The following is a 14,935-nucleotide window of genomic DNA, read 5'->3' as shown; positions in this document are numbered from 1 at the left end:
AATATATGTATTTATTATACATCGAAATTTGTGTATAAATAAGCCGGCTTAGCTCAGCAGGTAGAGCAACTGACTTGTAATCAGTAGGTCACCAGTTCAATTCCGGTAGCCGGCAAAATATTGGTGGGGTTCCCGAGTGGTTAAAGGGGGCAGACTGTAAATCTGACGTCATCGACTTCGAAGGTTCGAATCCTTCTCCCACCACAAAAAGCGGACATCGTATAATGGCAATTACCTCAGCCTTCCAAGCTGATGATGCGGGTTCAATTCCCGCTGACCGCTATTAATTTTTTAATAAAAATAAAAAATTATATTAAAATAATAGAATACCGCTGATATAGCTTAGTCGGATAGAGCACATCCTTGGTATGGATGAGGTCCCTAGTTCAAATCTAGGTGTCAGCACAAATCATACTGTTTATACTCTATTAAATATTCAAAAAAATCAAAAATCGCGCTTTATTTATTAATTATATTTAAAATAAAATATATTTTTATTATTAATTATTGTAATAGTAATGTACTAAAATAATTTTTTATTTTTTATAAAAATAAAAATACTCATGTTATATTTTTTATATAAATAATTTTATTTGAATAATTTTTAAAATTACTATATTCATTTTATCAGAGCGCTATAATTATGCATATTCACAAAATATATACAACATATATGAATCACGCTGAAAAAATAAAGTGGTTATGTATAACTGTTATCCTTATTTTAATCATTTTTAACTATATTTTTTTTATCCATCAATCCTCAAAACTGATAAAAATAATATTTTTTAATATATTCTGTATATTATTAGGTAGCATATTTTTCAATACCAATATTGGAAAAAAAACAATTATTTTTATAAAAGATATAAAATTAGAATTTTATAAAATCACATGGCCTACTTATACGGAAACATTACAAACAACCGGGATAGTTCTATTATTAATCATATTAACGTCTATATTTTTATGGATATTTGACGGATTAATACTTCGTATCATATCTCGAATACTAACACCGAGATTATAAAAATTGCACATAGATAAAAAAAAATGGTATGTCTTACAAGCTTTTTCTGGTTTTGAAAATAGAGTAGCACTTTCAATCATAAATAATGAAAAAATTAAAAAAATGAAAGATATATTTGGTAAAGTCATTGTACCTTCCGAAGAAGTAATTGAAATTCGGAAAGGTAAAAGAAAAAAAAGTGATTATAAATTTTTTCCAGGATATATCTTAATTGAAATGATTATGAATAACGATAGTTGGCATTTAATTAAAAGCTTACCGAAAGTATTAGGATTTATAGGCGGAACTTCTGAAAAACCAACACCTATAAGTACTCATGAAATAAATATTATTTTAAATAAATTAAAAAAAATTGGTGATAAACCGCGACCAAAAAAAATGTTTGAACCGGGTGAAAATATTCGTGTTAACGATGGTCCTTTTTCAGATTTTAATGGAATCGTTGAAACTATTGACTATGAAAAAAATCGATTAAAAGTTTCTGTATCTATATTTGGACGATCTACTCCCGTAGAACTTAGTTTCGATCAAGTAGAAAAATATTAAATATAAAAAATATTTTTATATTATTAAACTTATAAATATAAAAAATTCATATATCTTAACAAAGAGCATTATCATGAATAAAAAAATTATCTCTTATATAAAATTACAAGTTCCATCTGGTATGGCCAATCCTAGTCCACCTGTAGGTCCAGCATTAGGACAAAAAGGATTAAATATCATGGAATTTTGTAAAAATTTTAACTTACAAACTTCTAATTTAGAAAAAGGAATTCCTACACCAGTTATTATTACTGTTTATTCTGACAAAACTTTTACATTCATTATTAAAACACCACCTGCTTCAGTTTTATTAAAAAAATGTTTACAAATTAAAAGTGGATCCAAAAAACCTAAACACGAAATTATTGCAAAAATTACAAAAAATCAAATATATGAAATTGCAAAACAAAAAATGACAGATATGACTGGATCCAACATTGATAAAATAGCTAAAACCATCGAAGGTACAGCTCGATCAATGGGAATTACAGTAATACAGGAATAACTATGAAAAAAATATCAAAAAAAATGCAAGTGAATCTCATAAAAATAAAAAAAAAAAAAATATACTCCCTTCATGAAGCTATAAAAATATTAAAAACTATGAAACTAGCTAATTTTATAGAAAGTGTTGATGCAACATTTCATGTAAATATTAATCCTAAAAAATCTGAACAAAATATTCGTGGATCTATATTATTACCACACGGAACAGGTAAAAAAATTAAAATTGGAGTATTTACGACTGGTAAAAACATTGATGTCGCTAATAAATATGGAGCAGATTTTGTAGGTACGGAAGATTTAGCTGAAATTATTAAAAAACAAACTATTAAATTCGATTTAATTATCGCATCTCCAGAAACTATGGATTTAGTTGGTAAATTAGGTCCTATTTTAGGACCTCAGGGTATTATGCCTAATCCAAAATTTGGTACAATATCAACCGATCTAAAAAAATCTATCCTAGAAGCTCGAAAAGGAAAAATAAATTATAAAAATGATAAAAATGGTATTATACACAGTAATTTTGGAAAAATAAATTTTTCTCAAATTCAATTATATGAAAATTTTTTAACATTATATAAAAATATAATGAAATCTAAACCGAATCAATTAAAAGGAATATTTTATAAAAAAATAAGTATATCTACGACTATGAGTCCGGGTATTATCATTGATCACCTATCCCTATAAAATATTTAATATACTCAATATATCGAGCATATTAAATATTTATTTTTTTTAAAAAAATAACATTCAGTATATAAATATTTAATAAACTATTACACGCCTTCTATCCTGAAATTTATAATATTAATTATTTATAATTATTTATAAACATAAATCGTCAAATAGGATAAAAAAAATGGCATTAAATCGTAACAAAAAAATTAATATAATTAAAAAAATTTATGACATTGCGCAAACATCATTATCTATTATTACTGCAGATCCATCAGGAATTGCTGTTAATAAAATAACTCAATTACGTAAAAATGCTATAAAATCTTATGTAAAAATTTATTTAGTAAAAAATACGCTATTAAAAAAATCTTTAAAAAATACAAATTTTAATAAAATAATTAATGTATTAAACGGACCGACATTAATAGCATTTTCTTTTAAGCATCCGGGAAGCGCAAGCAGGATATTTATACAATTTAATAAAAAAAATAAAAAATTTCAGATAAAACATGCCGTTTATGAAAATCAATTATTAAAAGAAAAAGAAATAATTAATTTAGCGTTACTGCCTACACATGCAGAAGCAGTTACTAAATTTATATTTTTATTGAAAGAAATATCATTAGGAAAATTGATACGATTACTCCATTATATTGGACATAAAACTATATAAAATATAATTATATTATATATATTTTGACTATTTTAGGGATAATAATTATGTTAATAAATAAAGAAGAAATTTTAAATGCTATTTCTGAAATGTCAGTAAAAGAAATTATGGAATTAGTTTCAATGATAGAAAAGAAATTTGACATCACATCTAATGTTTTAGCTCATAATCCACAAGATTCTATTGAATCTAAAAAAGAAGAAAAAGTATCGTTTAATGTAAAATTAACGACGATAGGATCAAATAAGGTTTCTATTATTAAAATAATACGTAGTACTACTGGATTAGGATTAAAAGAATCTAAAGATCTCGTTGAATCAGCACCTGCTATTATTAAAGAAAATATAACAAAAGAAAACGCAGATAATTTATATAAAATGTTGATAGATGCTGGTGCTACAGCAGAAATTATATAACAACAAACATTAAAATGTACACAAAAATATATAGACATACTGGAGTGACTGGTGATTATTAAGTCACCAGTTTTTCTTATTATACATAGATACTACATATTTTATTTTATTTTATAAACATTTATATATTAAATATATACAAAAATTATTTATCATAATAAATAAATTGAGGAGCTAATGGTTTACTCTCATACTGAAAAACAGCGTATTCGAAAAAACTTTGGTAAACAACAAACAATTTTAGATATTCCTTATCTATTATCTATCCAAATAGATTCATTTAAAAAATTTATTCAATCTAATACACATAAACACCAAGGATTAGAATCTGCATTTCAATCTATTTTTCCGATTCGCAGTTACAACGAATATGCAGAATTACAATACGTATCATATACTCTAGGAAAAAAATTATTTAATGTTCAAGAATCTCAAATAAACGGTGCTACTTATTCTGTTCCGTTAAGAGTGAAATTACAATTAATTGTATACGAAAAAGATTCAAAAAATACTGCAGTTAAGTATATTAAGGAACAAGAAGTATATATGGGTGAATTACCATTAATGACAAATAATGGTACATTTATTATTAACGGTACGGAACGAGTGGTTGTATCTCAATTACATAGAAGTCCAGGTGTATTTTTTGATAGTGATAAAGGAAAATCTCATTCATCTGGAAAAATATTATATCACGCAAGAATTATTCCGTATCGTGGATCTTGGTTAGATTTTGAATTCGATGCTAAAGATTATATCTTTGCACGAATAGATCGACGAAGAAAAATGCCAATTACTGTGATATTACATGCTTTAAATTTTAGTACTAAAAAAATTCTTAAAATATTTTTTAAACATAATATTTTTCATATTAAAAAAAATAATCTTATTATGGATCTAATACCACAACGACTAAATGGAGAAATAATGTCGTTTGATATAAAAAAAAATAACAAAATCTATATTAAAAAAGGAAAAAGAGTAACACAAAAACATATAAATATATTATTAAAAAATAAAATTACATCAATACACGTTCCATCAGAATATATTTATGGAAAAATAGTAAGTAAAGATTATATCGATCCGAATACAGGATCAATATTTATTGCTGCAAATACTAAATTAACAAAAGAAGACTTTAAAAAAATAAAAAAATTTAATTACACGAAAATATCTATTTTATTCACAAATGATCAAAATCATAGATCATATATTTCAGACACATTACAAATTGATTCCGCTAAAGATCGATGCGCCGCGTTAATTGAAATATATAAAATGATGAGACCAGGAGAACCACCAACAAAAGAAGCTGCCGAAAATTTATTTAATAATTTATTTTTTTCCAAAGAAAAATATGATTTATCTCCTGTCGGAAGAATGAAATTTAATACATCATTAAATCGTAATGAAACAACCGGCCCAGGAACACTAAATGCACTAGATATTATTGATGTAATAAAAAAATTAATCAATATACGTAACGGGAAAGGTGAAACTGACGACATAGATCATTTAGGTAATCGTCGCGTACGATCAGTAGGTGAAATGGTGGAAAATCAATTTAGAATAGGTCTAATTCGTGTAGAACGAGCAGTACGAGAAAGATTATCGCTAAGCGATTTAGAAACATTAATGCCTCAAGATATTATTAATGCTAAACCTATCTCTTCAGCAATAAAAGAATTCTTCGGATCTAGTCAGTTATCTCAGTTTATGGATCAAAATAATCCATTATCGGAAATTACACATAAACGTAGAATTTCAGCATTAGGAATAGGAGGATTAACACGAGAACGAGCAGGTTTTGAAGTAAGAGATGTACATCCAACACATTATGGAAGAGTATGTCCGGTAGAAACACCAGAAGGACCAAATATTGGTCTAATTAATTCATTATCTATATATGCTAGAACTAATCAATATGGATTTTTGGAAACACCCTATAGAGAAATATTAAATGGAATTGTTACGTCAAATATTAAATATTTATCTGCTATTGAAGAAGGTAATTACATTATTGCACAAGCTAATGTAAAAATCAATAAAAACGGACAATTTAAAGATGATCTCATCACATGTCGATATAAAGGAGAATTTGGTTTATTTAATAATACACAAGCGCAATACATGGATGTATCAACCCAACAAATTGTTTCAGTTGGAGCATCTTTAATTCCATTTTTAGAACATAATGATGCTAACCGCGCATTAATGGGTGCTAATATGCAAAGACAAGCCGTTCCTATGATTAAATCTGAAAAACCATTAGTAGGAACTGGAATGGAAAGAATAGTAGCAATAGATTCAGGAGTAACTGTTATTGCTAAAAGAAGTGGAAAAATACAGTATGTGGACGCCTCCAAAATTGTCGTACATGTTCATAACATTAATTTTTCATCAGGTGAACCGGGTGTAGATATATATAAATTAAAAAAATATATGAGATCTAATCAAAATACCTGTATCAATCAAGTACCTTGCGTCAACATTAACGATGATATTAAAAAAGGTGATGTTTTAGCAGATGGTCCTGCTACTGATTTAGGAGAATTAGCTTTAGGACAAAATATGCGTGTTGCTTTTATGCCTTGGAATGGGTATAACTTTGAAGATTCTATTCTTATTTCCGAAGCAGTAGTAAAAGATGATCGCTTTACAACTATTCACATTCAAGAATTATCTTGCATATGTCGTGATACAAAACTAGGTATTGAAGAAATAACTGCTGATATCCCGAATATAGGAGAAATAGCATTATCAAAATTAGACGCATCAGGTATCATTTATGTAGGCGCGGATGTTTCAAATGGAGACATACTGGTTGGAAAAGTTACTCCTAAAGGTGAGACACAATTAACACCCGAAGAAAAATTATTAAGGGCAATTTTTGGTGAAAAAGCATCAGATGTAAAGGATTCATCATTACGAGTACCAAACGGTATGCATGGTACTGTAATCGACGTACAAATATTTACTCGTGATGGAATCAAAAAGGACCAACGTACTCTAGAAATAGAAGAAATGCTATTAAAAAAATCTAAAGATGATCTTGCAAAAGAATTAAAAATTTTTGAAATTAATCTTATTTACCAAGTTAAAAAAATACTCATACAATCTCAAGAACTAAAATATAATCTCAATATAACTTCATTAGATCATTACTTTAAAGAAAATATTCAATATACAGCAGAAATAGGTAATCAAATTAATACGTTAAAAAAACAATATATAAATTTAAAAAATAAATTTATAGAAAAAATTAAAGAAAAAACTAAAAAAATAAAACAAGGTAATGAACTGTCCCCCGGAATTTTAAAAATAGTAAAAATTTATTTAGCAGTGAAAAGAAAAATACAACCTGGTGATAAAATGGCAGGAAGACATGGTAATAAAGGTGTAGTATCTAAAATAAATCCAGTTGAAGATATGCCATACGATAATGAAGGTATACCAATAGATATTGTATTGAATCCATTAGGTGTACCATCACGTATGAATTTAGGTCAAATTCTTGAAACACATTTAGGATTAGCTGCAAAAGGTATTGGAAATGTTATTAATAAAATGTTAAAAACACACAAAAAAATATTTAAAATTCGTCAATTCTTGCAAAAAGCATATAATCTCGGAAACAAAACATATCAAAAAATTAATTTAAATAATTTTTCTGACGAAGAAATCTTACTATTAGCTCAAAATTTAAGAAATGGCATGCCAATTGCTACACCGGTATTTGATGGAGTTAATGAACAGGAAATCAAAGAATTACTAAAAATAGGTAATTTTTCTACTTCCGGACAAATGACTTTATTTGATGGACGCACTGGAAAAAAATTTGAAAGAAAAGTCACAGTTGGATATATGTATATGTTAAAGCTTAATCATTTAGTTGACGATAAAATGCACGCACGATCAACCGGATCATATAGCTTAATTACGCAACAACCATTAGGAGGAAAAGCACAATTCGGCGGACAAAGATTTGGAGAAATGGAAGTATGGGCATTAGAAGCATACGGAGCTTCACATATACTACAAGAAATGTTAACAGTTAAATCAGATGATGTTAATGGAAGAACAAAAATGTATAAAAATATAGTTAGTGGAAAATACAAAATGGAACCAGGTATGCCTGAATCATTTAATGTTTTAATCAAAGAAATACGTTCCTTAGGTATCAATATTGACCTAAATAATGAATAATATTATCAAATATTTAGCTATATTAAAACTAAATTATTAATATTAAGCTCATTATTTTATCTTATTTTACTAATTATCTATACATTTTATAAGAAAAAATTCATGAAAGATATATTAAAATTTTTTAAAAAAAAATCTAAAATTGAAGAATTTAATTCTATTCAAATCTCGTTAGCATCTCCTGAAATAATACGATCTTGGTCCTTTGGAGAAGTAAAAAAACCCGAGACCATAAATTACAGAACATTTAAACCTGAGCGTGATGGATTATTCTGTTCTCGTATATTCGGACCAATAAAAGATTACGAATGTTTATGCGGAAAATATAAACGCCTAAAACATAGAGGAGTAATATGTGAAAAATGCGGTGTTGAAGTTACACATAGTAAAGTTCGTCGAGAAAGAATGGGTCATATTGAATTAGCGTCACCTATAGCTCATATATGGTTTTTAAAATCATTACCGTCACGAATTGGATTATTAATAGATATTCCATTACGGGATATAGAACGAGTATTATATTTTGAATCATATATCGTAATAGAATCTGGAATAACTAATTTAGAAAAATATCAAATATTAACAGAAGACCAATATATGCAATCTGTTGAAGAATTTGGCGATGATTTTGAAGCAAAAATGGGTGGAGAAGCTATACAACAAATCTTAAAAAATATGGATCTAAAAAATATATGTATAAAATTAAAAAACGAAATATTTAAAACTAATTCAGAAACAAAGAAAAAAAAAATTACAAAAAGAATTAAACTTATCGAATCATTGTTAATATCAAAAAATCGACCAGAATGGATGATTTTAACTGTACTTCCCATATTACCTCCTGATCTTCGACCACTTGTTCCGCTAGATGGAGGAAGATTTGCAACTTCAGATTTAAATGATTTATATCGAAGAGTTATTAATCGTAATAATAGGTTAAAACGTTTATTAGAGCTTTCAGCTCCGGATATAATTGTTAAAAATGAAAAAAGAATGTTACAAGAAGCTATCGATGCTTTATTAGATAACGGAAGACGTGGTCGATCTATTACAGGATCTAATAAAAGACCATTGAAATCTTTAGCAGATATGATTAAAGGTAAGCAAGGTAGATTTCGACAAAATTTATTAGGTAAGCGAGTAGATTATTCTGGTCGATCCGTTATTACTGTCGGACCATATTTACATTTAAACCAATGCGGTATACCTAAAAAAATGGCTTTAGAACTATTTAAACCATTTATATATGGTAAATTAGAACGAAAAAATCTTGCTACTACTATTAAGTCCGCAAAAAAAATGGTAGAACAAGAAGAACCCATTGTTTGGGATATACTCGCTGAAATTATTTATAAACATCCAATTTTATTAAATCGTGCACCTACATTACATCGATTAGGAATACAAGCATTTGAACCCATTTTAATTGAAGGTAAAGCCATACAACTACATCCGCTAGTATGCGCGGCATATAATGCTGATTTTGATGGCGATCAAATGGCTATTCACATTCCTTTAACAAAATATGCTCAACAAGAAGCTCGATCGTTAATGATGTCGACTAAAAATATCTTATCTCCTGCTAATGGAGAACCAATTGTTGTTCCTTCGCAAGATGTAGTTCTAGGTATATATTATATGACGAGAACAATACATAACGGAAAAGGCGCTAATATGTTATTACGTTCACCAAAAGAAGCAGAACGTATGTATGCATTAGGAGCAGTTAACTTACATTCTATTGTAAAAATTCGTATATGTGAATATATTAAAGATGATAACAATCATATTGTTAAACAAAAAAATATTATAAAAACTACCATTGGAAGAGCAATTTTATGGACTATAATTCCTCGTGGATTATCATTTAATATAGTTAATAAAACTTTAAAAAAAACAGATATTTCGAAAATTTTAAATATTTGTTACAGAAAGTTAGGTCTAAAAAAAACTGTGATCTTGGCTGATCAAATTATGTATATGGGATTTTCATATGCAGCAAAATCCGGTGTATCCGTAGGAATTAATGATATTATAATTCCCGTAGAAAAAACAAGCATTATATTACAAGCAGATAAAGAAGTTTCTGAAATACATAAACAATTTCAAACAGGATTAGTCACTGCAAGTGAACGATATAATAAAGTAATAGATATTTGGGCGACAGCTAACGAAAATATTGCAGATGCTATGATGAAGAATTTATCACGTAATATTTTTAATGATAAAAATCAAAAAAAAATAATACAAAAATCTTTCAATAATATTTTTATGATGGCAGATTCCGGTGCGAGAGGTTCTGCAGCTCAAATTAGACAACTAGCAGGAATGCGTGGGTTAATGGCTAAACCCGATGGTTCTATCATAGAAACACCAATAACTGCAAATTTTAGAGAAGGATTAAATGTATTACAATATTTTATTTCCACGCACGGTGCAAGAAAAGGATTAGCGGATACTGCTTTAAAAACAGCCAATTCTGGTTATTTAACTAGACGATTAGTAGATGTAGCTCAAGATTTAGTAATTACTGAAACTAACTGTAATACTAAAAAAGGTATCTCTATGAGCGCTTTAATTGAAGGAGGAGATATTAAAGAATCTCTTAGAGAAAGAGTATTAGGTCGTATAACTGTAGAAAATATTTTATATATCAATTCTACAAAAATTATGATACCAAAAAATACCCTATTAAATGAAAAATGGTGTAGTATTTTAGAAGATAATTCCATTGATACTATTCAAGTTAGATCAGTTGTACATTGTGAAACAATATTTGGAGTATGCGCGTACTGTTATGGACGTGATTTAGCTCGTGGTACGTTAGTCAATAAAGGAGAAGCAGTAGGAGTTATCGCCGCTCAATCTATTGGTGAACCCGGTACGCAGTTAACTATGCGTACATTCCATATTGGAGGCGCAGCCTCTAAAGTAGCATCTGAATCTAGCATTCAAGTTCGTAAAAATGGACGTATTCACTTAAATCAAGCAAAATCTGTTGTTAATTCGCAAGGTAAAATTGTTATTATTTCTAGAAACGTAGAATTAAAAATGTTAGATAAATCTGGAAAAACACAAGAAAGCTATAAAATACCGTACGGATCTATACTTAAAAAAGGAGAAGGAGCAAAAATTAAAGCTGGTGAAATAATTGCTCGATGGGATCCACATACTATTCCCGTTATCACTGAAGTTAGTGGATATATTCAATTTATCGATATGATTGACGGACAAAGTATTAGTAAACAAACTGATGAATTAACGGGTTTATCTTCTATCATAATTCTTGATACATCTGAACGACATGTACAAGGCAAAGATTTAAAACCTGCTTTAAAAATTATTAATAAAAATGGTTTCGATGTATTTATACCCGGCACTGATATGCCAGCCCAATATTTTTTGCCAGGAAAATCTGTTGTACAATTAGATAATGGAATGAAAATATCTTCAGGAGATACATTAGCTCGTGTACCTCAAGAATCAGTCGGAACTAAAGATATCACAGGTGGTTTACCTAGAGTCGCAGATTTATTTGAAGCTAGAAAACCTAAAGAATTAGCTATTCTTGCTGAAATTAATGGCATTATTTCATTTGGAAAAGAAACGAAAGGAAAAAGAAGATTAATACTTACTCCGTCTGATGGAAATAATACATACGAAGAAATGATTCCAAAATGGAGACAACTTAATGTATTTGAAGGAGAAAGAATAGAAAAAGGAGATATCATATCTGATGGTCCAGAATCTCCGCATGATATCTTAAGATTAAGAGGAGTACAAGCAGTAACTGACTATATAATAAATGAAGTTCAAGAAGTTTATAGATTACAAGGTGTAAAAATAAATAACAAACATATCGAAGTTATAATAAGACAAATGTTAAGAAAAGCTACAATCACAAATTCTGGTGATTCTCATTTTTTACAAGGAGAACAAATAGAATATTCACGTATTATTTTAGAAAATAAAAAATTAAAAAAAAATAATAAAAAAATAGCAAAATTTTCTCGAGATTTATTAGGAATTACTAAAGCCTCTTTAGCTACAGAATCATTTATTTCAGCTGCATCATTTCAAGAAACTACTCGTGTTTTAACTGAATCCGCTGTAGCAGGAAAAAAAGATAAATTACGCGGATTGAAAGAAAATGTTATTGTAGGCAGACTTATTCCAGCTGGAACAGGATATAAATATCATAAACAAAGATTAATAAACAAAACAAAAAATTTTTCAAACAAAAAAAATAACAACCGATCCATTAGTGTAGAAGAAGCAACAGCAAATTTATCAGAATTATTAAACTCTACTGAAAATATCTCTAATAATCTATAAAATATAATTCGAGCTGATTTCGTTAACAGCTCGATATATATCGAACATCCTAAATACAAAAATACATGTATTTCAACCACTAAATACAATCAAAAAAAAATCAATAGATTGCATGAAGTGGAATAAAAATTATATTACTTTTTAAAAAATTTTTTTCGAATATTCATCGTAGCAGTTATCATATTTTGTAATGCTAACGATGTTTCCGTCCAAGTACGTGTTTTTAAACCACAATCAGGATTTACCCATAACTGCTGTATCGGAATATATTTTAAAGCTTTAATTAGTAATTGTTCAATCCAATTAATTGACGGGATATTTGGAGAGTGAATATCATATACACCAGGACCAATGTCATTGGGATACTTAAAAGTTTTAAAAAATTCTAATAATTCCATATCTGAACGAGATGTTTCGATAGTAATAACATCAACATCTAAATCGACGATTGATGACATAATATCGTTGAATTCACAATAACACATATGAGTATGAATTTGCGTACTATCTTTAACAACTGAAGAACATAATTGAAAAGATTTAACAGCCCAAGATAAATAATCGTTCCAATCATATTTTCTTAAAGGCAATCCTTCTCTTAAAGCTGGTTCATCAATCTGAATAATATTAATACCGGCATTCTCTAAATCTAGAACTTCGTCTCTTAAAGCTAAAGCGATCTGCTTAGCAATATTTTCTTTAGAAATATCTTCTCGCGGAAACGACCAACATAAAATTGTTACCGGTCCTGTTAACATCGCCTTAATTGGTTTATTAGTCAATGTTTGAGCAAATTTAGACCACATGACTGTAATTGGAGTAATGCGACTAATATCACCTACAATAATCGGCGGTTTAACGCATCGTGATCCATAACTTTGTACCCATCCGTATTGTGTGAAAACAAAACCTTCCAAATACTCACTAAAGTATTCGACCATGTCATTTCGTTCAGGTTCTCCATGCACTAAAACATCTAAACCTAATTTTTCTTGTTGAAGAATATTATTTTTAATATGCTCTTTAATTGAAGTGTCATAGTCTAACTGACTAATTTTTTTATTTTTATAATCTATACGTAATTTTCTAATATCTGATGTCTGTGGAAAAGAACCAATAGTAGTGGTAGGCAATATAGGTAAATTTAAATTTAACTTTTGAATTTTAGAACGAATAGTAAAATTACTATTTCTTTTTATTTGATCGGGAGAAATTTGTAATATACGTTTTTGCACAGCAATATTATTAATAATATTAGATGATTTATATGCATCAATTGGTTTGATCCACTGATGTATTTCTTCAATATGTAATTTATTATTTAATACACGAGATAAAATAGATAATTCTAAACATTTTTGTATACTAAATGAAAACCAAGATTTTACAAAATCTGTCAAGTTATTTTCCAATGATAAATCCAACGGAGTATGTAGTAATGAACAAGATGTACTGATCCAAAAAGTTTTTCTCAATTTCATAAAAAATTTTAATTGAGTAAACCAATTCAATAAATCAGCTTTCCAAATATTACGACCATTAATTACTCCCAAGGATAATAAAAATTTTTTATTAAAATCATCGTCTAACTTCATAAGATCATACTTACCAGCGACTAAATCAATATGTAAACCATTAACTGGCAATATATTTACTATATCCATATTATGATGTATATCACCAAAATAGGTAGCTAATAAAATTTTTATTTTATTTGTATATATCTTTTTATATGTATAAACAAATGATTGCTTCCATCTTTTTGGAAGATCTAAAACCAAAATAGGTTCATCTATTTGAATCCATTTAACTTGTCTTTTAGATAATTCCGCTAATACTTCTTGATAAATCGGTATTATTTTTTCTAAAAGATCTAATTTATTAAAATGAATACCTTTTACTTTTCCTAACCAAAGATATGTTATGGGACCTAATAAGACAGGCTTTACAGTATAACCTAAAGATAATGCTTCATCAGTTTCTTCGAGGATTTGTTTCCAAGAAAAACAAAACTCTTGATTATGTACAAATTCAGGTACTATATAATGATAATTTGTATTAAACCATTTTGTCATTTCAGATGCTGAACAATTTTTTTTAATTGATTTAGATCCACGAGCTATCCTAAATAATGTATCTAAATTTAGTTTTTCTTTGTCAATTTGATGTCTGCTAGGAATATTATTAATCATCATACTAATGTTTAAAACATGATCATACCAAGCAAAATCACCTACTGTTACACAATCCAAACCACTATCAATTTGACTCTTCCAGTTGCTATATCTAATTTTTTTACCAATATTTAATAAATCATGTAATGTAATTTTATTGCTCCAATAATCCTCTAGAGCAAACTTTAATTCACGATGTAAACCAATTCTAGGAAATCCTAGTATATGATTTTTTATAGCCATATATAAATTTTCCTATTATATTTAAAATAATTGAATTATTAAAAATTAACAAACAAAAGAATAACAATACTTAAAAAAAATTATATTTATTACTGATAAAATAGTTTAATAAATTTATATG

The 14,935-nt window shown here is 27.8% G+C and carries 9 protein-coding genes and 4 tRNA genes; 12 read left to right on the top strand and 1 reads right to left on the bottom strand.

Annotated elements, in window-relative coordinates; all coding sequences use genetic code 11:
- Nucleotides 1-42 precede the first annotated feature (42 nt).
- The 12 genes from APCICUMA2628_RS00145 (at nt 43) to rpoC (ending at nt 12,397) form a co-directional block, all read left to right on the top strand.
- Nucleotides 43-115, top strand: a tRNA-Thr gene (locus APCICUMA2628_RS00145).
- Between the two features lie 7 nt (nt 116-122).
- Nucleotides 123-204, top strand: a tRNA-Tyr gene (locus tag APCICUMA2628_RS00140).
- 6 nt (nt 205-210) lie between these two features.
- Nucleotides 211-282 (top strand) — tRNA-Gly (locus APCICUMA2628_RS00135).
- A 49-nt stretch (nt 283-331) separates the two neighbouring features.
- Nucleotides 332-405 (top strand) — tRNA-Thr (locus APCICUMA2628_RS00130).
- Nucleotides 406-643: 238 nt separating this feature from the next.
- Entirely contained in the window at nt 644-1,030 is a 387-nt protein-coding gene (gene secE, locus APCICUMA2628_RS02125; RefSeq protein WP_154027003.1) for a preprotein translocase subunit SecE, read from the top strand.
- A gap of 3 nt (nt 1,031-1,033) precedes the next feature.
- Nucleotides 1,034-1,576: a transcription termination/antitermination protein NusG gene (nusG, locus tag APCICUMA2628_RS00120; protein WP_154027000.1), complete on the top strand. Its 543-nt coding sequence runs from the start codon at nt 1,034-1,036 to the stop codon at nt 1,574-1,576.
- A gap of 73 nt (nt 1,577-1,649) precedes the next feature.
- Nucleotides 1,650-2,081 carry a 50S ribosomal protein L11 gene (gene rplK, locus APCICUMA2628_RS00115; RefSeq protein ID WP_154026997.1) on the top strand — a complete coding sequence of 144 codons (432 nt, stop codon included), beginning with the start codon at nt 1,650-1,652 and terminating at the stop codon, nt 2,079-2,081.
- Nucleotides 2,082-2,083: 2 nt separating this feature from the next.
- Entirely contained in the window at nt 2,084-2,773 is a 690-nt protein-coding gene (gene rplA / locus APCICUMA2628_RS00110; protein ID WP_154026994.1) for a 50S ribosomal protein L1, read from the top strand.
- Between the two features lie 172 nt (nt 2,774-2,945).
- The gene (gene rplJ / locus APCICUMA2628_RS00105; protein ID WP_154026991.1) at nt 2,946-3,437 is read left to right on the top strand and encodes a 50S ribosomal protein L10; all 492 of its coding nucleotides are present in this window, start codon (nt 2,946-2,948) and stop codon (nt 3,435-3,437) included.
- 47 nt (nt 3,438-3,484) lie between these two features.
- Entirely contained in the window at nt 3,485-3,853 is a 369-nt protein-coding gene (rplL, locus tag APCICUMA2628_RS00100; RefSeq protein WP_154026988.1) for a 50S ribosomal protein L7/L12, read from the top strand.
- Between the two features lie 177 nt (nt 3,854-4,030).
- Entirely contained in the window at nt 4,031-8,062 is a 4,032-nt protein-coding gene (gene rpoB / locus APCICUMA2628_RS00095) for a DNA-directed RNA polymerase subunit beta (RefSeq protein ID WP_154026985.1), read from the top strand.
- A 102-nt stretch (nt 8,063-8,164) separates the two neighbouring features.
- Nucleotides 8,165-12,397, top strand: coding sequence for a DNA-directed RNA polymerase subunit beta' (gene rpoC, locus APCICUMA2628_RS00090; protein WP_154026982.1), 4,233 nt, complete (start codon nt 8,165-8,167; stop codon nt 12,395-12,397).
- 134 nt (nt 12,398-12,531) lie between these two features.
- Here the strand turns inward: rpoC and metE are convergent, their stop codons facing one another.
- A complete protein-coding gene (gene metE, locus APCICUMA2628_RS00085; protein ID WP_154026980.1) occupies nt 12,532-14,814 on the bottom strand; it encodes a 5-methyltetrahydropteroyltriglutamate--homocysteine S-methyltransferase in 2,283 nt (760 codons plus the stop codon).
- Nucleotides 14,815-14,935 lie beyond the last annotated feature (121 nt).

It is taken from the genome of Buchnera aphidicola (Cinara cuneomaculata), from assembly GCF_900698865.1.
Taxonomy (GTDB): Bacteria; Pseudomonadota; Gammaproteobacteria; order Enterobacterales; family Enterobacteriaceae; genus Buchnera_F; species Buchnera_F aphidicola_AA.
This window is presented reverse-complemented; position numbering and strand designations above follow the sequence as displayed.